The organism is Pseudomonas sp. P97.38, from assembly GCF_001269745.1.
Taxonomy (GTDB): domain Bacteria; phylum Pseudomonadota; class Gammaproteobacteria; order Pseudomonadales; family Pseudomonadaceae; genus Aquipseudomonas; species Aquipseudomonas chlororaphis_E.
In genome coordinates this window covers 386,131-406,862 of sequence record NZ_LHVJ01000015.1, presented here as the reverse complement: position 1 = coordinate 406,862, position 20,732 = coordinate 386,131, and the positions used below count along the sequence as shown (strand labels likewise).

Annotated in this window: 13 protein-coding genes; 9 read left to right on the top strand and 4 right to left on the bottom strand. The window is 64.6% G+C overall.

Translation table 11 applies throughout. The features are described from left to right. Window positions 1–60: 60 nt before the first annotated feature. Both AD664_RS11990 and AD664_RS11985 read right to left on the bottom strand, forming a co-directional pair. On the bottom strand, window positions 61–1,395 hold the full coding sequence (locus AD664_RS11990; RefSeq protein ID WP_053146762.1) for a lysine N(6)-hydroxylase/L-ornithine N(5)-oxygenase family protein: 1,335 nt from the start codon (window positions 1,393–1,395) through the stop codon (window positions 61–63). 148 nt (window positions 1,396–1,543) lie between these two features. Next, window positions 1,544–2,026, bottom strand: coding sequence for a sigma-70 family RNA polymerase sigma factor (locus AD664_RS11985; RefSeq protein WP_042732749.1), 483 nt, complete (start codon window positions 2,024–2,026; stop codon window positions 1,544–1,546). Between the two features lie 474 nt (window positions 2,027–2,500). Between AD664_RS11985 and AD664_RS11980 the strand changes: the two genes are divergently transcribed. From AD664_RS11980 to AD664_RS11965, 4 genes are all read left to right on the top strand, one after another. After that, complete coding sequence (locus AD664_RS11980) at window positions 2,501–3,652, top strand: efflux RND transporter periplasmic adaptor subunit (RefSeq protein ID WP_053146760.1); 1,152 nt, start codon at window positions 2,501–2,503, stop codon at window positions 3,650–3,652. Then, window positions 3,653–5,623 carry a MacB family efflux pump subunit gene (locus AD664_RS11975; protein WP_053146758.1) on the top strand — a complete coding sequence of 657 codons (1,971 nt, stop codon included), beginning with the start codon at window positions 3,653–3,655 and terminating at the stop codon, window positions 5,621–5,623. It abuts the gene before it with no gap. A gap of 10 nt (window positions 5,624–5,633) precedes the next feature. Further along, window positions 5,634–7,028 carry an efflux transporter outer membrane subunit gene (locus AD664_RS11970; protein ID WP_053146755.1) on the top strand — a complete coding sequence of 465 codons (1,395 nt, stop codon included), beginning with the start codon at window positions 5,634–5,636 and terminating at the stop codon, window positions 7,026–7,028. 535 nt (window positions 7,029–7,563) lie between these two features. Further along, window positions 7,564–7,890, top strand: a complete 327-nt coding sequence (locus tag AD664_RS11965) for a DUF6124 family protein (RefSeq protein WP_053146754.1) — start codon at window positions 7,564–7,566, stop codon at window positions 7,888–7,890. Between the two features lie 156 nt (window positions 7,891–8,046). Here the strand turns inward: AD664_RS11965 and AD664_RS11960 are convergent, their stop codons facing one another. Continuing rightward, entirely contained in the window at window positions 8,047–9,663 is a 1,617-nt protein-coding gene (locus AD664_RS11960) for a PvdJ/PvdD/PvdP-like protein (protein WP_083454183.1), read from the bottom strand. Between the two features lie 244 nt (window positions 9,664–9,907). Between AD664_RS11960 and pvdM the strand changes: the two genes are divergently transcribed. The 5 genes from pvdM (at window position 9,908) to AD664_RS11935 (ending at window position 17,970) form a co-directional block, all read left to right on the top strand. Further along, window positions 9,908–11,281 (top strand): pyoverdine-tailoring dipeptidase-like protein PvdM, encoded by a 1,374-nt coding sequence (gene pvdM, locus AD664_RS11955; protein WP_053146751.1) that lies wholly within the window; start codon window positions 9,908–9,910, stop codon window positions 11,279–11,281. After that, window positions 11,274–12,554: an aminotransferase class V-fold PLP-dependent enzyme gene (locus AD664_RS11950; protein WP_053146748.1), complete on the top strand. Its 1,281-nt coding sequence runs from the start codon at window positions 11,274–11,276 to the stop codon at window positions 12,552–12,554. The genes pvdM and AD664_RS11950 overlap by 8 nt, the downstream gene beginning before the upstream one ends. 33 nt (window positions 12,555–12,587) lie before the next feature. Then, entirely contained in the window at window positions 12,588–13,463 is an 876-nt protein-coding gene (locus AD664_RS11945) for a formylglycine-generating enzyme family protein (RefSeq protein WP_053146746.1), read from the top strand. A 292-nt stretch (window positions 13,464–13,755) separates the two neighbouring features. Continuing rightward, the gene (locus tag AD664_RS11940) at window positions 13,756–15,405 is read left to right on the top strand and encodes a cyclic peptide export ABC transporter (protein WP_053146745.1); all 1,650 of its coding nucleotides are present in this window, start codon (window positions 13,756–13,758) and stop codon (window positions 15,403–15,405) included. 114 nt (window positions 15,406–15,519) lie between these two features. Beyond that, window positions 15,520–17,970, top strand: coding sequence for a TonB-dependent siderophore receptor (locus AD664_RS11935; RefSeq protein WP_080964322.1), 2,451 nt, complete (start codon window positions 15,520–15,522; stop codon window positions 17,968–17,970). 372 nt (window positions 17,971–18,342) lie between these two features. Here AD664_RS11935 and AD664_RS11930 read toward each other — a convergent pair whose 3' ends face one another. Further along, a complete protein-coding gene (locus AD664_RS11930) occupies window positions 18,343–20,727 on the bottom strand; it encodes a GGDEF domain-containing protein (protein WP_053146743.1) in 2,385 nt (794 codons plus the stop codon). Window positions 20,728–20,732 lie beyond the last annotated feature (5 nt).

The following is a 20,732-nucleotide window of genomic DNA, read 5'->3' as shown; positions in this document are numbered from 1 at the left end:
CCATCGACTGCCCCACCGCATTCGCGAGCAAGTTCCCACAGGGGGCCTGGCAGTGGGAGGTTACGCCGACGCCAGGTGCAGGTCAGGCACCGGGCGCGCTTGCCCGCGGTGCTTGCCATGGTCATACAGCGAGCCGGCGATTTCATCGGCGCGCACCGGCAGGATCGACAGCAAGGTATCGCTCAAGCCATGGCTGGCCTGGCAGAAGCCCTGCATGTAGATGGCCGCCTTGCAGCGTTCGTCGGTGATCAGCTTGTAGTGCCGGTCCACTTCGAAATCGCCCAGGTACGGCGCCAGCGGGGCCAGCAGCGAACGGTGCATCTGCCGCTCATAACCGGTGGCGAGCACCACCGCGTCGTAACGGCGCACGGTCAATTCGCCGGTGGCGCTGTTGCGCACCGCCAGCTCGATACCGGCGTCGGTGGCCGTGGCTTTTTCCACGGTGGTCAGGGTACGGAAGGCATGGCGGGCCACGCCGGAGACTTTCTGGCGATAGAAAATCCCGTAGATGCGCTCGATCAGGTCGATGTCCACCACCGAATAGTTGGTGTTGTGATACTCGTTGACCAGGCGCTCGCGCTCGCTGTGGGGCTGCTGGAACACCAGGTCGGTGAATTCCGGCGAGAACACCTCGTTGACGAACGGGCTGTCATCCGCCGGCTTCAGGGCCGAGCCACGCAGGATCATGTCGACCTGGACCGACGGGAAGCTGTCGTTGAGGTCGATGAAAGCCTCGGCGGCGCTCTGCCCGCCACCGATGATGGCCACTTTCATCGGCTGGCCGCTCATGCACGGCTGGGTTGCCATGCGCTCCAGGTACTGGGAATGATGGAACACCCGACGATCGTCCTTGAACGCCTTGAACGCGTCCGGAATGCGTGGCGTGCCGCCGGCGCTGACCACCACCGAACGAGCGGTGCGGACGAATTCCTCGCCCTGGCTGTCGCGGGAAATCACCCGCAGCGCCTCGACCTGCTGCTGGTGCAGCACCGGCTCGATGCGCAGCACTTCCTCGCCGTAGCGGCTCTGTTCGGCGAACTGCGCGGCGACCCAGCGCAGGTAGTCGTTGAACTCCATGCGGCATGGGTAGAAGGTGCCCAGGTTGATGAAATCCACCAGGCGCCCGTGCTGCTTGAGGTAATTGACGAACGAATAAGGGCTGGTGGGGTTGCGCAGGGTCACCAGATCCTTGAGGAAGGAAATCTGCAACTCGCTCTGGGTCACCAAGGTGTTGCCATGCCAGCGGTAGTCGGCCTGCTTGTCGAGGAACAGCACGTCCAACTCGCCCTGGACCGGCCCTCGCTCCTGCAACGCAATGGCCAGTGCCAGGTTCGAAGGGCCGAAGCCAATGCCGATCAAGTCGTGAACGATGGGCGATGCAATTGCCTGTGTCATTCCAGTGTCCTCTGGAGAAGCCCCTCAACAGGGCGCGAAAAGCCTGGGGGTAACCGACCGGCCCGAGTGCAGGGCCGGCAAGTCGTCTGTTGAGAGGAACGAGGACAAGGAAAAAAAATTTACCGCCGCACGGCTCGCCAGCGGCAAATCAAGGCGTGTCCCACTGTCGCACCCGAACGCGACAGTGCTTCATGGCATTGACGATGTGCTTTTCCACCAGTGCCCGGGAAATGCCCAGGCGCTCGGCGATCTGCGGGTGCGACAAGCCTTCGAGCTTGCGCAACAGGAAACTTTCGCGGCACAGCGGCGGCAACTCGGCCAGGGCGCGCTGGAGCATGTCCAGGCGCTGGCCGTGATCGAGACAGGTGTGGGGCGATGGCGTGAAGAAGCGTTCTTCGCTGTCCAGCACGTCCAGGGATTCGACCTGGCGCAGGGTGTTGCGCCGATGGCCGTCGATCACCAGGTTCAACGCCGTGCGATACAGGAAGGCCCGCGGCTGTTCGATGGGCGTGTCGCTGGCGCGCTCCAGAACCCGCACATAGGCGTCATGCACCACATCCTCGGCCGCCTGGCGGCTGCCTAGCCTGGCGTTCAGGAAACACACCAGCTCGCGATAGTAGTTTTCCAACATGACTCCCGTGCGCAATGGCTGCGACCGCTATCCTTGTGTCCACTCGGCGTGCCTGGAACAGGCAGTGGCACGATAGTGGCAGATTCAATCGCGTAATTTATAGTAATTCTCATATAGATTTAAAGCTTTCGTTTGTGTCGATGCCTATTCGTTCAAGTTGAACCGCAGCCGCACACCCTAGATCTCTAGGCCAGTACAGCTTTTGTGGCGAGGGAGCTTGCTCCCGCTGGACTGCGCAGCAGGCCCAAGAGCAAACACTTCCACCGAGCCAGAAAAATCGGAGGTTGAGTGTTTGGGGTCGCTTCGCAACCCAGCGGGAGCAAGCTCCCTCGCCACGGTCGCGGCGGCTGACGCGCCAACCTGCTACCAAGTGTTTCAACCAGTAAATTCCCGCCCAAAACGCTCGTTTACCAGAACAGCCTCCCGTCCCTGCCCCTGCTACGACGGGCTTGAATCCATCGGCCGGAACCCTGCATGAAACGTCCCCGCCCTACCCGACGCGCCTGGCTCCTTACCATCACCCTGCTGCCCGCCGTCGCCTTCGCCGCCTGGCAAGCCGTCGCGCCGACGCCCACCGCCCGGGCGACCGCCGCCGTCAGCCGTGGCGACATCGAAAACAGCGTCACCGCCCTCGGCACCCTGCAACCGCGACGCTACGTGGACGTCGGCGCCCAGGCGTCCGGACAGATCCAGAAGATCCACGTGGAAGCCGGCGACGAAGTGCGCGAAGGCCAGTTGCTGGTGGAAATCGATCCGTCCACGCAAAAAGCCAAGCTGGACGCCGGACGCTTCGCCATCGAAAACCTCAAGGCCCAGTTGCAGGAGCAACGGGCGCAGCACGACCTGGCCCAACAGAAATCCCGTCGCCAGCAACAATTGCAGGCCGGCGGCGCGACCCGCGAGGAAGACGTGCAGACCGCCCAGGCCGAGGTGCGGGCCACCCAGGCGCGCATCGACATGTTCCAGGCCCGGATCCGCGAAGCCCAGGCCAGCCTGCGCAGCGACGAGGCCGAGTTGGGCTACACACGGATCTACGCGCCCATGAGCGGCACCGTGGTCGCCGTCGGCGCCCGGGAAGGCCAGACGCTCAACGCGCAGCAGCAGACCCCCTTGATCCTGCGCATCGCCCGGCTGACGCCCATGACGGTCTGGGCCGAGGTCTCGGAAGCCGACATCGGCCACGTCAAACCGGGCATGAACGCCTACTTCACCACCCTGGCCGGCGGCACCCGGCGCTGGAGCAGCAACGTTCGCCAGATCCTCCCGGTGCCGCCGCGCCCCCTGGAAGCCAGCCAGGGCGGCAGCCCCACCGGTGGTCGCAGCGGCAGCGAGCGCGTGGTGCTCTACACCGTGCTGCTGGATGTCGACAACGCCGACCGCGCCCTGATGACGGACATGACCGCCCAGGTATTTTTCGTCGCCGCCCAGGCCCGCGACGTGCTCAGCGTGCCCACCGCCGCGTTGCAGGACACCGCCGGCCAGGTGCTGGTGGTGACCGATAATGGCGACGTCCAACCACGCACGGTACGCACCGGCATCAGCGATCGATTGCGCACCCAGGTGCTCGGCGGCCTGGATGAAGGCGAACGGGTGCTGATCGGCCCGGCGCCCGGCAGCGGAGGCTGAATGGACACGCCCCTGATCGAACTGCGGGACATCCGCAAGGCTTACGGCGGTGGCGACAGCCCCCGGGTGGAAGTGCTGCGGGGCATCGACCTGTCGATCCACGCCGGGGAATTCCTGGCGATCGTCGGGGCGTCCGGCTCCGGCAAATCGACACTGATGAATATTCTCGGCTGCCTCGACCGGCCCACCAGCGGCGAGTACCGGTTCGCCGGCGAAGACGTCGCACGCCTGGGCAGCGACGAACTGGCCTGGCTGCGGCGCGAAGCCTTCGGATTCGTGTTCCAGGGCTACCACTTGATCCCGTCCGGCACCGCCCAGGAAAACGTCGAGATGCCAGCCATCTACGCCGGCACCTCGGCCGCTGAACGCCATGCCCGCGCCCAGGCGTTGCTCGAACGCCTGGGCCTGGCGAGCCGCACCGGCAACCGTCCACATCAGTTATCCGGCGGGCAACAGCAACGGGTGTCGATTGCCAGGGCGTTGATGAACGGCGGTCACATCATCCTCGCCGACGAACCCACCGGCGCCCTCGACAGCCAGAGCGGCATCGAAGTCATGGCCTTGCTCGACGAACTGGCGAGCCAGGGCCACGTGGTGATCCTGATTACCCATGACCGCGAAGTGGCGGCACGGGCCAAGCGCATCATCGAAATCCGCGACGGGTCGATCATCAGCGACAGCGCCAACGGCGCGCCCGCGACATCCTGCGCCAACCCGAAGGCCTTGCAGGCCGTGGACCTGCGCCAGCGCCTGAGTGCCGGCAGCGAAAACAACGGCGCCTGGAAAGGCGAACTGCTCGACGCCGTGCACGCCGCGTGGCGGGTGATGTGGATCAACCGTTTCCGCACCGCCCTGACCTTGCTCGGCATCATCATAGGCGTGGCGTCGGTGGTGGTGATGCTGGCGGTGGGCGAAGGCAGCAAGCGCCAGGTGATGGCCCAGATGGGCGCCTTCGGCTCCAACATCATCTACCTCAACGGCATCGCGCCCAACCCGCGCGCCGCCAAGGGCATCATCAGCGAACAAGACCTCGCCGCCCTCGCCGCCCTGCCCGAGGTGCAGCGCATCATGCCGGTCAACGGTGCCGAAGCCAGCGTGCGCTTCGGCAACCTCGACCACAAAAGCTACGTCGGCGGCAACGACACGCACTTTCCGCTCATCTTCAATTGGCCGGTGGTCCAGGGCAGTTACTTCAGCGATGCCGATGAGCGCAGCGCGGCGGCGGTCGCCGTGATCGGCCACAAGGTCCGGCAGAAACTGCTCAAGGACGTCGCCGACCCCATCGGCCGCTACATCCTGATCGAGAACGTACCGTTCCAGGTGGTCGGCGTGCTCGCGGAAAAAGGCGCCAGCTCCGGCGACTCCGACGCCGACAACCGCATCGCCGTGCCCTACTCCGCCGCCAGCGTGCGACTGTTCGGCAGCCGGCACCCGGAATACGTGGTGATCGCCGCCCGGGACGCCGGCAAGGTCCATCAGGCCGAACAGGCGGTGTCCCGCACCCTGTTGCGCCTGCACGACGGCCAGCAGGATTTCGAACTGACCAACAACGCCGCGATGATCCAGGCCGAGGCACGCACCCAAGGGACGCTGTCGCTGATGCTCGGGGCGATTGCTGCGATTTCGCTGCTGGTGGGCGGCATCGGCGTAATGAACATCATGCTCATGACCGTGCGCGAACGGACCCGGGAAATCGGCATTCGCATGGCCACCGGCGCCCGCCAACGGGACATCCTGCGCCAGTTCCTCACCGAGGCGGTGATGCTCTCGGTGGTCGGCGGCCTGGCCGGCATCGGCCTGGCCCTGCTGGTGGGCGGCGCGTTGCTGCTGGGCAAGATCGCGGTGGCGTTCGAATGGCTGGCGGTGTTCGGCGCCTTCGGTTGCGCCCTGGCCACCGGTGTTGTGTTTGGCTTCATGCCGGCCCGCAAGGCCGCCCGCCTCGACCCCGTCGCGGCCCTCACCAGTGAATGAACGCATGCCGATGAAAGCGCACCTGACCCTCCTGGCCGCCAGCCTGCTACTGGCGGCGTGCAGCACCCCGTTGTCGCCCCCGGACAGCGGCATCCAACCGCCATCGACCTGGCAACACCTCGATACTCCCACCGCCGAGGCAGACAACCGGCAATGGTGGACGCAATTCGGCAGCCCACAACTCAATCGTCTGATCGAGCAGGCGCGCCTGGACAGCCACGACCTCGCCGCCGCCATGGCACGGGTTCGCCAGGCCCAGGCCAGTGCAGTGATCGCCGGTGCGCCCCTGCTGCCGGAACTCAAGGCCGGGCTCAACGGCACGCGCCAGGAGCTTTTGCGCGGCAAGGGCTACAGCCAACTGGACGTGGATCGGGACAACCGTTCGCTGGATTACTACGACGCCAACCTCAGCGCCACCTATGAGCTGGATTTCTGGGGAGGCAAACGGGCGGCCCGGGACAGCGCGCTAGGCACCCTGGCGGCCAGCCGGTTCGACCGGGCGACCGTGGAATTGACCCTACTCAGCGGCGTCGCCAACAGCTACACCCAGGCGCTGTCCCTGGGCGAACAACGACGCATCGCCGAACTGAACCTGGCCAATGCCCAAAGCGTGCTCGACCTGGTGCAGACCCGCTACGACGCCGGCAGCGCCACCGCCGTGGAACTGTCCCAGCAGAAAGGCCTGGTGGCAGCGCAACAGCGCCGACTGCCGCAGGTGCAGCAACAGGCCCGGGAGGCGCTGATCACCCTGGCGACGCTGTTGGGGCAGCCGGTGCAGGCGGTCCGCCTCGATGCCGAGGACTTCGACCGTCTGCACTGGCCGTCCATCGACGCCGGCGTGCCCAGCGACCTGCTGCGCCGCCGCCCGGACATCGCCGCCGCCGAAGCGCGCCTGAGCGCCGCCGAAGCCGACATCCGCGTGGCGCGCGCGGCGATGCTGCCCTCAATGACCCTGGGCCTGAGCCTCGCCAGCGGTGCCGACATCGCCGACCAGGTGTTGCGCAACACCGTCTACAACCTCACCGCCGGCCTGGCGGCGCCAGTGTTCAACAACGGCCGCCTGAAAGCCGAACGGGACAAGGCCACCGCGCGCCAGGAAGAACTGCTGCAAACCTACCGCGCGGCTATCGTCAACGGCTTCGCCGACGTCGAAAAAGCCTTGAACGGCATCAACGGCCTCGACCGACAACGGCAGTGGCAAGCCGAAGAACTGCAACAGGCCCAAAGCGCCTTCGACATCGCCCAGCGCCGCTACCAGGCCGGCGCCGAAGACCTGCTCACCGTGCTGGAAACCCAACGCACCCTCTACGCCGCCCAGGACATGAACGTGCAACTGCGCCTGGCCCGAGTCCAGGCCAGCGTGGCGTTGTACAAGGCGTTGGGTGGGGGGTGGCGGGTGATGTAGGCCTCGAACACACCATCAAGCCACCCAGCTGTTCACTTGAACTCAATCTCAAGCCAAGTGCACCCGTGGCGAGGGAGCTTGCTCCCGCTGGGCTGCGCAGCAGCCCTAAGATCTTGCGGTCGCTGCGCAACCGAGCGGGAGCAAGCTCCCTCGCCACAAATAATTCCCGCCCCTATAAAGGGTGTTCGGCTTAGGTTCTGTTTATCCGGCCATGTAGGACTCCCGAGCCAGGCTACATCGCCTTGCGCCGTTACCTACAACTGCGCCAGAATCCGCCGGCTTGTGCGCCTGGCCCTCCATCGATAACTTGTTTCCCGTCACTGCTCGTCAGTGATCGGGTCTGCAAGCCCGCCGAATACCAGGTGCATCGCCACAAGCCATCGGCCCATTTGTGTTCGTTTCATGGCCGCTGTGTGCGGGAGACCCTCGGGTCTGCCGGGTGCCTGGTTCCCGGTCTTGCAGACCCGCGCATAGCTGCCACCCATCATCTGCAAGTGCTGGCTGTCAGCCCTTTTGAATAACCAGGAGCTGCACCATGTTCAAGATCACTCCAAACCCTCCCGCAGACGATCCCAAAAAACTCGACGAAGCCGCCGACCGCGCCCTCGCCTTCTATCTCGACCCCAAACCTGAAACACCCAATCCATCACCGGGCCAGTTGTTCACTGTTGCAGAAGGCGCGGACATGGAATGCGTGCTGGCCAACCTCAGCGAAACCCTCGCTTCGGTCAACGTCATGGCAAGCGAGCAAGCCTTTGAACTGGAAGGCTCGCGGCGCCATTTTGCGCTGGGCATCCAGCAAATGATCGAGTTGGCAGAACTGCTGGCAAACCGCGCTCTGGACATCGCCGTACCGCGCTAAACGCACACCCTCAAGCCGAGTGACACCCGTGGCGAGGGAGCTTGCTCCCGCTGGGCTGCGCAGCAGCCCTAAGATCTTGCGGTCGCTGCGCAACCGAGCGGGAGCAAGCTCCCTCGCCACAAATAATTCCCGCCTCTGCTCATCCAATCAGAAGGGTTAAACAGGCTTGGCCTTGAGATTGCGCGCATACCACGGTCGCTGTGGCACCCGGCGAAACAGTTCGGCGAGTTTCTTGTCGTCGCTGCCGAAGGTGATGCGCAGGGCCAGTTTCATGGTTTCCGGGTCCATTTCCACCGAACGCCCCACTTGCAGCCCCGGCGTGGTGCTGCAACCGTGGGTGTCCGGGCCCAGCCAGGGGTCGGCGATTTCCACCCAGCGACCCGGGGCGAACCACGGTACACCGTTGACGTCCAGGCGGCTCACTTCGCCGGGGTGGAAACGTTCGTGGGCACGGAACCAGTCGTCGAGGCGGTCGTCGATCCAGCCGTGAAAGGACCAGAACACCGGGTTCACGTGGGAAGAAAACGGGTCGCCGAGAAAGTCGTTTTCCGCTGCATACCAGCGCTGGGCGAAGTCGGCCGGGTCGCGGGCGAACGGCACCGGGTGGCCGTTGGACGGGTCCCTGGGCACCGAGGCCCAGCGCATGTGCAGCCAGTCGTGCAGCCCCAGTTCCATCTCCGACCCCAACTGGCCCAGGGTCAGTTTCGACAGGTAGCGCGGGTCACGATAACGCGACTCCCAGACCTGGAAATTGCTGTGATAGGTCTCGGCCGTCTTGATGTCGCTCACCCATTGGGCGTACTGCTCGTCGCCGTCGGCCAGCCAGGTGGGCGGCAAGGCCGTGCCGTCGTGGTTGTCGAAATAACGGGCGAACCCGAGGCGGTCACGCGCCAGTTCCGGTTGCGGCAACGGGAAGCGTGGCCAGGACGGCAACGGCTGGAACGAGCGCGCCGTGCCCAGCATGTGCCGATGCATGAAGAAGAAGTCGATGCCCGAGCCGTTGCGATCCTTGCGCGGTCCGCGCGCGTCACGCTCATGGCCCCTTGGCCCGGGCTGCCAGCCGATGCCGCGCAGGGCGTTGCGCTTGCCTTCGTCCAGGGTGTGCCATTTGTCCCGCGTCGCATGCCAGAGTTGATGGAACAAGCGATGCTCGGGCGACACCAGCCAGGCCAACAGCGCCGGGCTCAGCGGCACGCGGTCGCGGGCTTCGGGAAACGGCTGCTTGACGGCGATGAAGCGGTTGTCGAGTTCCGGCTGGGCCAGCGGACGATCCAGCGACCATACGCGCCCGCTGAGGGTGGCGGGGCCGGCATTGCCGAAACCGGCCCAGACTTCGTCCAGGGCCATGATGAATTCATAGCGCGGCACGCCGCTCGCCCCATCGACCAGCCGCCAGCTCAACTGCCTGGGGTCGGTTCCGGCCAGGTCACCCAGCACCCGGTAGCGCGGCTCGGCGCCGCTGCGCAGCCGGCCGGCGGTGTCGAGGCAACCCACCAGGCCACGGCCCTTGTGGGCGATGTCGAGAAAGAGCTGCAGATCGTCGTCCGGCACGCCCGAAAGGCCCGCCTCCTGCCCGCTGAAACGGATCGTCCAGATCCCCCGCAACGTATCCGCCCGGCGCTGGCCCGCCACATCCGCCACATCGAAGGACGCCTCGCCGGGGGTGATGGTCGGGTCCGGCCGGGTCAGTTCGCGATGCCCGTAATACACCGCAGGCACAGCGGCACCGGTGAGTGCCAGGCCTGCCATGAACCCTCGTCGAGAAATCGTCATTGCCTTACCTGTGTTCAGCCCTGGGGTGGGCGTTATCCAAGCTAGGACGATGGCTGGGGGGACAAATTTAAAGACTGTGGGGGGCTCTTCGCGAGCAAGCTCGCTCCCACAGAGGTCAGCCACCTGGAGGTGATCCCCAATGGGGGCGAGCTTGCTCGCGAAGAGGCCCTCCCAGACCGCTAAATTTCCCCACCCATCACTCGTCCTTCCCAGACAGCAAAGGCGAACCTGACTGAGATCGGCAATGACAACACGACGTTCGAAAAAGGCGCTGTTCATCGGCGTGCCCCTGGCCCTGGCCTTGGTAGTGGGCGGTGGCCTCGCGGCCTGGGACTATGGATGGCGGGGCAACCCCGGCTACCCGGTCAAGGTGATGAAAGAGGCCCGGGCCCTGCATGAGCGCCTGCTCTCCTTCGACAGCCACATCACCGTACCGCTGGATTTCGGCACCGCCGGCCACGAAGCCGACAAGGACGGCGACGGCCAGTTCGACCTGGTGAAAGCCAATCGCGGCCAGTTGTCCGGCGCGGCGCTGACGGTGTTCGGCTGGCCGGAGTTGTGGAACGGCCCCAACGCGCCGCACAAGCCCACCGCCGGCTTCGTCGAGGAGGCACGCAACCAACAGGAAGTGCGCTACAAGATCATCACCGGGCTGGTCCGCGACTACCCCAACCAGGTCGCCATCGCCTACACCCCGGAGGATTTTCGCCGGCTGCACGGTGAAGGCAAGTTCGCGATTTTCATCAGCATGCTCAACGCCTACCCCCTTGGCGATGACCTGAACCTGCTGGACCTGTGGACGGCGCGAGGCATGCGCATGTTCGGCTTCAGCTACATCGGCAACAACGACTGGGCCGATTCCTCGCGCCCGCTGCCGTTCTTCAACGACTCGCCGGATGCCCTCGGCGGCCTGTCGGACATCGGCAAGCAAGCGGTGACCCGCCTGAATGACCTCGGTGTGATCATCGACGTGTCGCAGATGTCGACCCAGGCCCTGGAGCAGGTCGCGCAACTGAGCCGCACACCGCTGGTGGCCTCGCATTCCGCGCCACGGGCGATGGTGGACATCCCGCGCAACCTCAGCGACAAGGAACTGCAATTGATCAAGCGCAGCGGCGGCGTGGTGCAGATCGTCGGTTTCTCCCAGTACCTGCGCCCGCTCACGCAAAAGACTCAGGACAAGCTCAACGCCCTGCGCGCGCGTTTCGACCTGCCGCCGCTGCCCAACCTGGCCATGGCGCTGATGCCCGGCGATCCGATCATCGCCGCCTGGCCCGAGCAGAAGTTCGGCGAATACGCCGCTCAGCTCTACGGCATCCTGGAAGAAGAACCCAAGGCCAGCCTCAAGGACCTGGGGGACGCCATCGACTACACCGTGCGCAAGATCGGCATCGACCACGTCGGCATCAGCTCCGACTTCAACGAAGGCGGCGGCGTGAAAGGCTGGGAAAACGTCGGCGACATCCGTAACGTCACCGCCGAACTGCTCACCCGCGGCTACTCCGAAGCCGACATCGCCAAACTCTGGGGCGGCAATTTCCTGCGGGTCTGGGATCAGGTCCAGAAGGCAGCGCGACCGGCCGTGGCCTCGAACCAGAAGGTCGGCCAGCATGAATGAACGCCGCACGTTCCTGAAGCGGGCCGGGATCCTCGCCGCCGGCCTACCCCTGGCCAACAGTTTGCCCGCCACGGCCGGCACCCCATCGCTGCCGTCGCTGCCGCGGGATAAATGGGCGCAACTGCGCTCGCTGTTCGACCAGGATCCGGACTACCTGCATTTCGCCAACTTCCTCGTCACCACCCATCCGCGCCCGGTGCGCGAGGCCATCGAGCAACACCGCGCCGCTCTCGACAAGAACCCCGGCCTGCAGATGGACTGGGACCTGGGCATCACCGAAGCCCGCGAGGAAAACGTGCGCGCCTGGGCCGGCCGCTACCTGCAAGCGGGCCCCAGGCAGATCGCCCTCACCGGCAGCACCACCCAAGGCCTGGCGATGATCTACGGCGGGGTCCAGGTCAAGCCCGACCAGGAAATCCTCACCACCGTCCACGAACACTACGCCACCCACACCATCCTCGACCTGCGCACCCAACGGGACGGCACCCGCGTGCGCAAAATCAAGCTGTTCGAGGACGCCCACCGCGCAAGCCACGATGAAATCCTGGCCGCCATCGACCGCGCCATCCGCCCGCAAACAAGGGTGCTGGGCATGACCTGGGTGCACTCCGGCAGCGGCGTGAAGTTGCCCATCGACCAGATCGGTGCGCTGGTGGAGCGGCACAACCAGGGCCGCCGCGATGATCAACGCATCGTCTACGTGGTGGACGGCGTGCACGGCTTTGGCGTGGAGGACCTGGGCTTTGCGGCGATGAACTGCGACTTCTTCATCGCCGGCACCCACAAGTGGATGTTCGGCCCGCGCGGCACGGGGCTGGTGTGCAGCCGCAGCGACGAACTCAAATACGTCACGCCGATCATCCCGACCTTTTCCGAAGCCACGGCGTTTTCCACCGTCATGACTCCGGGCGGCTTCCATGCCTTCGAGCACCGCTGGGCGGTGGACGAGGCCTTCAAGCTGCACCTGGAGCTGGGCAAGGCCGAGGTACAGGCGCGCATTCACGCCCTCAACAGCTACCTGAAAAAACAACTGGTGGCGATGCCGCAGGTTGAACTGGTCACGCCGTTGAGCCCGGCGCTGTCGGCCGGCTTTACCTTTTTCCGCATCAAGGGCCGCGAAAGCGATCAGGTGGCCGGCGACCTGATGAAGCAACGCGTGATCGTCGACGCCGTTCACCGCGATGCCGGGCCGGTGATCCGCACCGCACCGGGCCTGCTCAACAACGAAGCCCAAATCGATCGTTTCATGACGCTGTTGAAGCAAGCGATTTGACCCGCGCTTGTTGGACTTTAATCGAGAGAAAAAATGAACCGTTTTCCACTGAAAGTACTTGCCGCATTGGCCTTGGTCACCCTGCTGCCCAGCGGCGCCGAAGCGTCTCAACCGGGCCAGGTGTTTCGCGATTGCAAGGATTGCCCGGAGATGGTCGTGTTGCCCACCGGCACCTTCCAGATGGGCACCCCGCCGGACGAAGTCGGCCGCGAGCCGGATGAAGGCCCGATGCACCCGGTGACGTTCGCCCGGCCGCTGGCGATCAGCCGTTTCCAGGTGTTGAAGGGTGAATGGTTCGCCTATTTGCGCGACACCGGCTACACGATGCCCGACGGCGATGACCGCCCTGGCCGCGCCTGCAAGGCCGGCGTGCCGGAATACCAGGGCAGCGACCCGCAAAAGCAATACAGCGACCGTCACCCGGCGGTGTGCATGGACTTCAACGAGGCCAATGCTTATGTGGCCTGGTTGTCGAAGAAAACCGGCAAGCCCTACCGGCTGACCAGTGAGTCGGTGCGCGAGTACGCGGCACGCGGCGGCAGCACCGGGCCGTTCCCCTTCCCGTTCGATGAAGGCAAGGACTACAGCATCGCCCGGCATGCCAATACCTACGGCGCCGCCGACGGCTTCAACTTCACCTCGCCGGCCGGCAGCTTCCCGGCCAACGCCTTCGGCGTGTACGACATGCACGGCAATGTCTACGAGTGGACGGCCGATTGCTACAACGACAGCTACACCGGCGCCCCGGACGACGGCAGCGCCTGGCTCGACGGCGACTGCAAAGTGCGGCGTATCCGTGGCAACGACTGGGGCGAGGCGCCGGTGTTTTCCCGCTCGGGCAACCGTAACGCGGCGTACCCGGATGCGCGTGGGGATTGGCTGGGGTTTCGGGTGGTGCGGGATATGTAGCCCGTGAATTCACTTGCGGGGGTGCGCCCTGTGGCGAGGGGATTGATCCCCGATGGGGCGCGCAGTGCCCCCATAGCCTGGGCATGGGTTGTGTCGGATGGGTTGAGGGGACGAGAGGCCGCTGCGCGACCAGCGGGAGCAAGCTCCCTCGCCACGAACACCGGTCGCTAAATCCCATGTTCTTCCAACCGTTCTACAGGGGGGCGCGATACAACCGGCGCGCTCCGTCCTCAAGCCCTTGCGATGAATACCTGCGGGGGCCTTCGCCCTTTCTTCAAGCAGGGAAACCGCCATGAACCAACCAACACGCGGGGTGATGCACGAGCTGTTCACGCTGCTCAAACCTTTCCGGCTGATTGTCATCGGCGCCATTGCGCTGGGCATGCTTGGCGGGCTCAGCGTCACGGTGCTGCTGGCGACGATCAACCAGGTCCTGTACGCCGACAACGGCCTCAGCGCCACGGTGGTCGGCGTGTTTGCCGGGCTGTGCCTGCTGGCGCTGACCAGCTCGATCTTCTCGGACATCGGCACCAACTATGTCGGCCAGAAGATCATTGCCAGTTTGCGCAAGACCCTGGGGGAAAAAGTGCTGTCGGCGCCCATCGAACAGATCGAGCGCTACCGCAGCCATCGCCTGATCCCGGTGCTGACCCACGACGTCGACACCATCAGCGACTTCGCCTTTGCCTTTGCCCCGCTGGCCATTTCCCTGACCGTCACGCTCGGCTGCATGGGTTACCTGGCGCTGTTGTCGTGGCCGATGTTCCTGGTCACCGTGGTGGCGATCCTGATCGGCACGGTCATCCAGTACATCGCCCGAGGCCGCGGCATGCAGGGTTTCCTGAACGCCCGCGAACACGAAGACGAACTGCAGAAGCACTACAACGCCATCGCCGAGGGCGCCAAGGAACTGCGCATCCATCGTCCGCGTCGCCAGCGCATGTTCGTCTCGGGCATCGAGCGCACCGCCGACACGATCTGCGACACACAGATCCGCTCGGTGAACATCTTCGTGGTCGCCAAGACCCTCGGCTCCATGCTGTTCTTCGTGGTCATCGGCCTGGCCCTGGCGCTGCAATCGCTGTGGCCAAGCGCGGACAAAGCGGTGATGAGCGGCTTCGTGCTGGTGCTGCTGTACATGAAGGGGCCGCTGGAACACTTGATCGGTACACTGCCGATCGTCAGCCGCGCGCAGATCGCCTTCCGCCGGATCGCCGAGCTGTCGGAACGGTTTTCCTCGCCAGAACCGCACCTGCTGCTCAGCGACCCGGGCAATCGCAAGACCGCGGTGCGAAGCCTGGAACTGAACAATGTGGCCTACAGCTTCCCGTCGGTCGAAGGCGCCACGCCCTTTCGCCTGGGCCCGGTGAACCTGCGGATCGACCAGGGCGAGATCATTTTCATCATCGGTGAAAACGGCTGCGGCAAGACCACGCTGATCAAGCTGTTGCTGGGCCTGTATGCCCCGCAACAGGGGGAAATCCGCCTCAACGGCCAGGCGGTGACCGACCTGGACCGCGACGACTACCGCCAACTGTTCACAACGATCTTTGCCGACTACTACCTGTTCGACGACGTCGTGCAGGGCGAGACCCACATCCCCGACGACGCCAACCAGTACCTGCAACGCCTGGAGATCGCCCACAAGGTCAGCGTGCGCGACGGCACCTTCACCACCACCGACCTGTCCACCGGCCAACGCAAGCGCCTGGCCCTGGTCAACGCCTGGCTGGAAGAGCGCCCGGTGCTGGTGTTCGACGAGTGGGCCGCCGACCAGGACCCGACTTTCCGACGGATTTTCTATACCGAACTGCTGCCGGACCTCAAGCGCCTGGGCAAGACCATCATCGTGATTTCCCACGACGACCGTTACTTCGATATCGCCGACCAGTTGGTGCGTATGGAAGCCGGCCATGTCGTCACCGAGCTGCAACCGGCCTGACGGTGAACATTTCTTTAAAAAAAGACGTTGGGTCTTTCCGGTTTACCCAAGGCCCAACGTCTTACTAGCAGCTAATAGAAATAGTTCTCAGTAACATTCTGACGAGAAAAAATAATGCCAGCACCGCTAGGACTGAAACCGCTCACCCAGGCTCTACTGATCCGTCATTCGTTTCGACCGCACGTCCCGGTCCTCTGCGCGCTGGTCCTGGGCCTGCCGCTGACGGCCCAGGCCCAGAGCCTGCCGATCAACATCCAGGCGCAACCGCTGGGCAGCGCGTTGCAGGAGTTCGGTCGCCAGACCAACCTGCAAGTGCTCTACAACCCGGCCGACGTCAGTGGCCTGCGCAGCACCGCGGTGAGCGGTGACCTGGAGCCGGCCGCCGCCATGGCCCGGTTGCTCCAGGGCACCCCGATCGCCTACAGCGTCCAGGGCAACAGCATGACACTGCGCAGCCGCAACGATGGGGCGGGCCTGGACCTGGCGCCGATCAACATTTCGGGCACCCAGGAATCGGCATGGGGGCCGGTGGATGGGATCGTCGCGAAAAAAACCGGCACCGGCACCAAGACCGACACGCCGCTCAACGAAGTGCCGCAGACCGTCAACGTCATCACCCAGGACGAGGTCAAGCTGCGCGGCTCGCAGAGCGTCACCGAAGCCCTGCGCTACACCGCCGGCATGACCGGTGGCGGTTTCTCCGACCGGGTGACGATCTTCGACGAACCGACTTCCCGCGGCTTCATCCCGACGCCGCTGTACCTCGACGGCCTGCACCTGCCCTACGGCGGCGGCAGCACCGGCGGCGCCCTGCAGATCGACCCGTACACCCTGGAGCGCATCGAAGTGCTCAAGGGTCCGGCCTCGGTGCTCTACGGCCAGAATCAGCCGGGTGGGATCGTCAACATGGTCAGCAAGCGCCCCACCGCCACGCCGTTGCATGAGGTGACCCTGGGCGCCGGCGACAACGACCGCAAGAAGCTCGGCTTCGACCTGGCCGGCCCGCTGGATGACCAGGGCGAATTTCTCTATCGCCTGACCGGCGTGGCGGAAGATTCCGGTTCGGAAATCGACTACGTCGAGAAAAACCGCATGCTCCTGGCGCCGAGCCTGACGTGGAACCCCAGCGACGAAACCAGCATCACCTTCTTCGCCCAGTACCAGAAAGACCACGACACCCCGTCCGCCCAGGGCCTGCCCGCCTCCGGCACGGTGCTGCCGAACCCGAACGGCAAGTACAGCCGCTCGACCTTCTTCGGCGAGCCGGACGTGAACAAGTACAACCGCGAGCAGTTCGTCGTGGGCTATGAGGCCTCCCATGAACTCAATGACGTCTGGACGCTGAAGCAGACCGCGCGTTACGCCCAGGTCGATGACCAGTACGTGGATCCGCTGCACGGCTACGGCTTCATCGCCAACCCGGTCACCGGGGCCAACGACCAACGCTACATGCGCCGCTACGGGGTCGACTGGTCGCAGACCAACAAGGTCTACAACATCGATACCACCGCCCAGGCCAAATTCCACACAGGGGCACTGGACCACACCGTCTTGCTGGGTGTGGACCACTACCATTTCGAATCGAAGTTCCTCGGCCTGTACGATCGCAGCGCGTCGGCCATCGACATGTACAACCCGGTGTACGGCGGCGCGATCAACTTCAGCTCGCCCTACCGCTGGGACAACACCGTTCGCCAGACCGGGCTGTATGTCCAGGACCAGCTCAAATGGGACAAGTGGTTCCTCACGCTGGGCGGCCGCTATGATTTTGCCGAAACCGACAACAAGCGTCCGCTTGACGGGACCAGCACCAAGACCCGGGATGAAAAATTCAGTGGCCGGGCCGGCTTCGGCTACCTGTTCGATAACGGCCTGACGCCTTATGTGAGCTACTCGGAGTCATTCCTCCCCGTCACTGACACCGGGTTTGGCAACACCGCGTTCAAGCCGACGACGGGCAAGCAGTACGAAGCCGGGATCAAATACGAACCCAAGGCTATCGACGGTTTTATCCAGTTGTCGGTCTACGACATCGTGCAAAAGAACGTGGTGACGTCCAATCCACTCACCCCCGGCTTCAGCGGCCAGTCCGGTGAAGTACGTTCCCAGGGCATCGAGCTGGAAGGCAAGGTCAACCTGAACAAGAACGTACGGGTGATCGGTTCGGTGTCGCGCAACGACATCGAGTACACCAAGGACAACGATGGTCGCGAAGGCCGTCACCCGGCCAGTGCGCCACCCCTGACCGCCTCGGCCTGGATCGACTACACCTTCACCGGCGCCAGCCCCCTGGCCGGTCTCGGCGCGGGCATCGGCGCACGGTATGTGCGCGAGAGCTACGGCACCGACTACGAAGGCGCATTCACGATTCCGTCCTACACGGTCTACGACGCCATGATGTCCTACGACTTCGAGAAGTCCCCGCTGCACATCAAGGGCGTGAGCGTGCGGATGAACATGGAAAACCTCGAGGACAAGAAATACGTCGCCAGTTGCCGCAGCAACTGGGACTGCTACTACGGCCAGGGCCGAACCCTCACCACCGACCTGACCTACAACTGGTAACCCTCGCCGCCGCAAAGGATTGCGGCTGAGGTTGTCTGGACTGCCGTCTTCGCGAAGAAGAGGCCAGGCTTGTCCAACATTTCCATCGACTGACCCACCGCTTTCGCGAGCAAGCTCGCTCCCACAAGGGATTTACGGTGAACACACATCCGTGGTCGCCAACGATCAACCTGTGGGAGCGGGCTTGCCCGCGAAGGCGGCGGTACATTCAACATCAATGCAAACTGACCCACCGCTTTCGCGAGCAAGCTCGCTCCCACAGAGGGTCACTTGTACGCCGCAAACTAGGTGTTCACCACTGTCACCTGTGTGGGAGCGGGCTTGCTCGCGAAGACGGCGGCACAGCCGGCATCATCATTTACTGACCCACCGCTATCCCAACTGCGTTTCCACGCGATCCCGCCCGGCCTGCTTGGCGGCATACACGCCCGAGTCGGCCCGAAGCAACAAGGCGTCGGCGCCCTCACCGGCGCGCCAGGTGGCGATGCCGAAGCTGGCGGTGACGATTCCCACGTCCTCGATCGGGGCCGAGCGCAGGCCTTCCCAGAGTCCCAGGGCCAGGGCATAGGCACTCTCGCTGTCCGTGTCCGGACACAACACCACGAACTCTTCCCCGCCCAATCGGCAGAACACATCGGTACGCCGCAACCGCTGGGCAACCCGCTGGCAGACCGCCTGCAACACCCGGTCGCCCACCGCATGACCGTGCTGGTCGTTGATGCGCTTGAAGTGATCGATGTCCAACATGATCACCGCCAGCCCCCCGGAACCACGCTCGACCCGAGACATCTCCGAGGTCAGTCGTTCCTGGAAATAACGGCGATTGCGAATCCCCGTCAAGGCGTCGGTAACCGACAGGGCCCGCAGTTCTTCCTCCACCCGCTTGAGATCGGAAATGTCCGAGATATAGCCGTGCCACAGCACCCCGCCGCCAGGCAGTTCCTCCGGCGTGGCCTCGCCCCGGACCCAACGCAGGCCCCGCTGCGGCAACTGCAGCCGGTATTCTTCACGCCAGGGGCTCAGGGTATCGGCCGATGCACGAATCGAGCTGCGCACGCGGCCGGCGTCCAGGCAATGAATGCGCGAGAAAATCGCCTCGGCGTTCTGCACCAGCACGTGCGGCTCCAATTCGTAGATGTCGCGAATGCCGTCGCTGGCGTAGATCACACTGAAACGGCCGTTGAAATCCATCTTGAACTGATAGATGCCGCCCGGCACATGGGCGCTGAGTTTCTTCAGCAACAGGTCCCGTGCCGCCAAGGCTTCGTGGACGCGCTTGCGCTCGGTGATGTCGATGCAGATCGCCAGGTGCCCGACCCACAGCCCCTGGTCATCGAGCATCGGCGTGGCCAGCATGTTCACGGTCAGATGGCTGCCGTCGCGACGCACCAGGGTCCATTCCCGCGCCTGCTGCCCGCCCTGCTCGCCCCCCTCGAGCAACATCGCGTGACAGGTGGGGATCGGCTTGCCGAAACGCGCACCGAGCTGGGCGGCCCGGGCCTGGAGTTCACGCGGCACATGCAGGCTTTCGAGGGTCATGCTTTGCAGGACCTCGCTGCTGGGGTAGCCGAGCATCTGTTCGGCGCCGGCGTTGAAAGTCGTGATGACGCCGCGCAGGTCCGTGGCGATGATCGCCACCTCCGTCGCCGCATCCAGCACACCGCGCAACTGGCCATGGGTGCCGCGCAGTTCCTGCTCCCTGGCCCGCAACTCGCGGGTGCGTTGCTCCACCAGTTTCAGTGCCCGTTGCCGCTGGCTGACCAGCACGTAAAGCAAGGCGCTGAGCAACAGGCTGAGCAAGCCACCCAGCACCACCAGGCTTGCCGCCGATGAGTGGTTGGTTGTCAGGAACGTCCGACTGGGACGCAGCTCCACCCGATAATCGCGATCGGCCAGGCGCACCCGACGTGTCTCCGACAATTCGCTGTGGCCGGCCGGGGTGGGCGATTCGAACAGGGCTTCCTCGCGATCGTCCGCAGACAGGTCGATAACCCGCATCGACAGGTTGTCATGACCGGCCGTCGGCAGGCCGTCGCCCGCCAGTTGGCGCATGCTGATGGCCGCGACCACATACCCGAACGGTTCGGTGGCCCCTGGCCGGGTGACCGGTGCCGCCAGCAACACGCCGCGGGTGAAGGCCGGATCGACGCCAATCAGGTCCAGTGGCTGTGAAACCGCCAACCGGCCACTCTGCCGCGCCCGGTCCAGGGTGGCCCGCCGAACGGGCTCGAACAGCAGGTCCATGCCCAAGGGCGAGCCATAGGAGGCCTGGCTTTGCACGTAGAGCACCGGCACATACTCGTCCCGCTCGGCGGCCGGCTGCAGGCCACCGCTGCCGTCGTCCTCACGGACGATGAAGTTTATCGAGCCATCGGCCCGCGCCTGCTGTTCGAACGCCAGCCGTTTGTCCCGTCGCACCCTGGGCGCCCAGGCGAGTGCCCGGGTACGTCGCAACAAGGCCTCGGCGTACCCACGGAATTCATCATTGGACACCGACTCCGAGTTGGCGAAGAAGCGCCGCAAGCCATCCAGACGCTGCTCCTGTTCCTGGAAGCGCTCCTCGATCCGGCTGAAACGCTCCTCGGCTTGCAATTCGAAGCGCTGGCGCAGTTGCTGGCCGAACAGGTTCATCATCGCCCAGCTCAGCACCGCCGTCAGAAAGCTGCCGGCCAGCAAGACCAGCGTTGCCACGAGCCAGGCCGAGACGTCTTCGCTGATAAAGCCCAGGATCCTGGGGCGCACCTGATGCAAGGCCATAAACA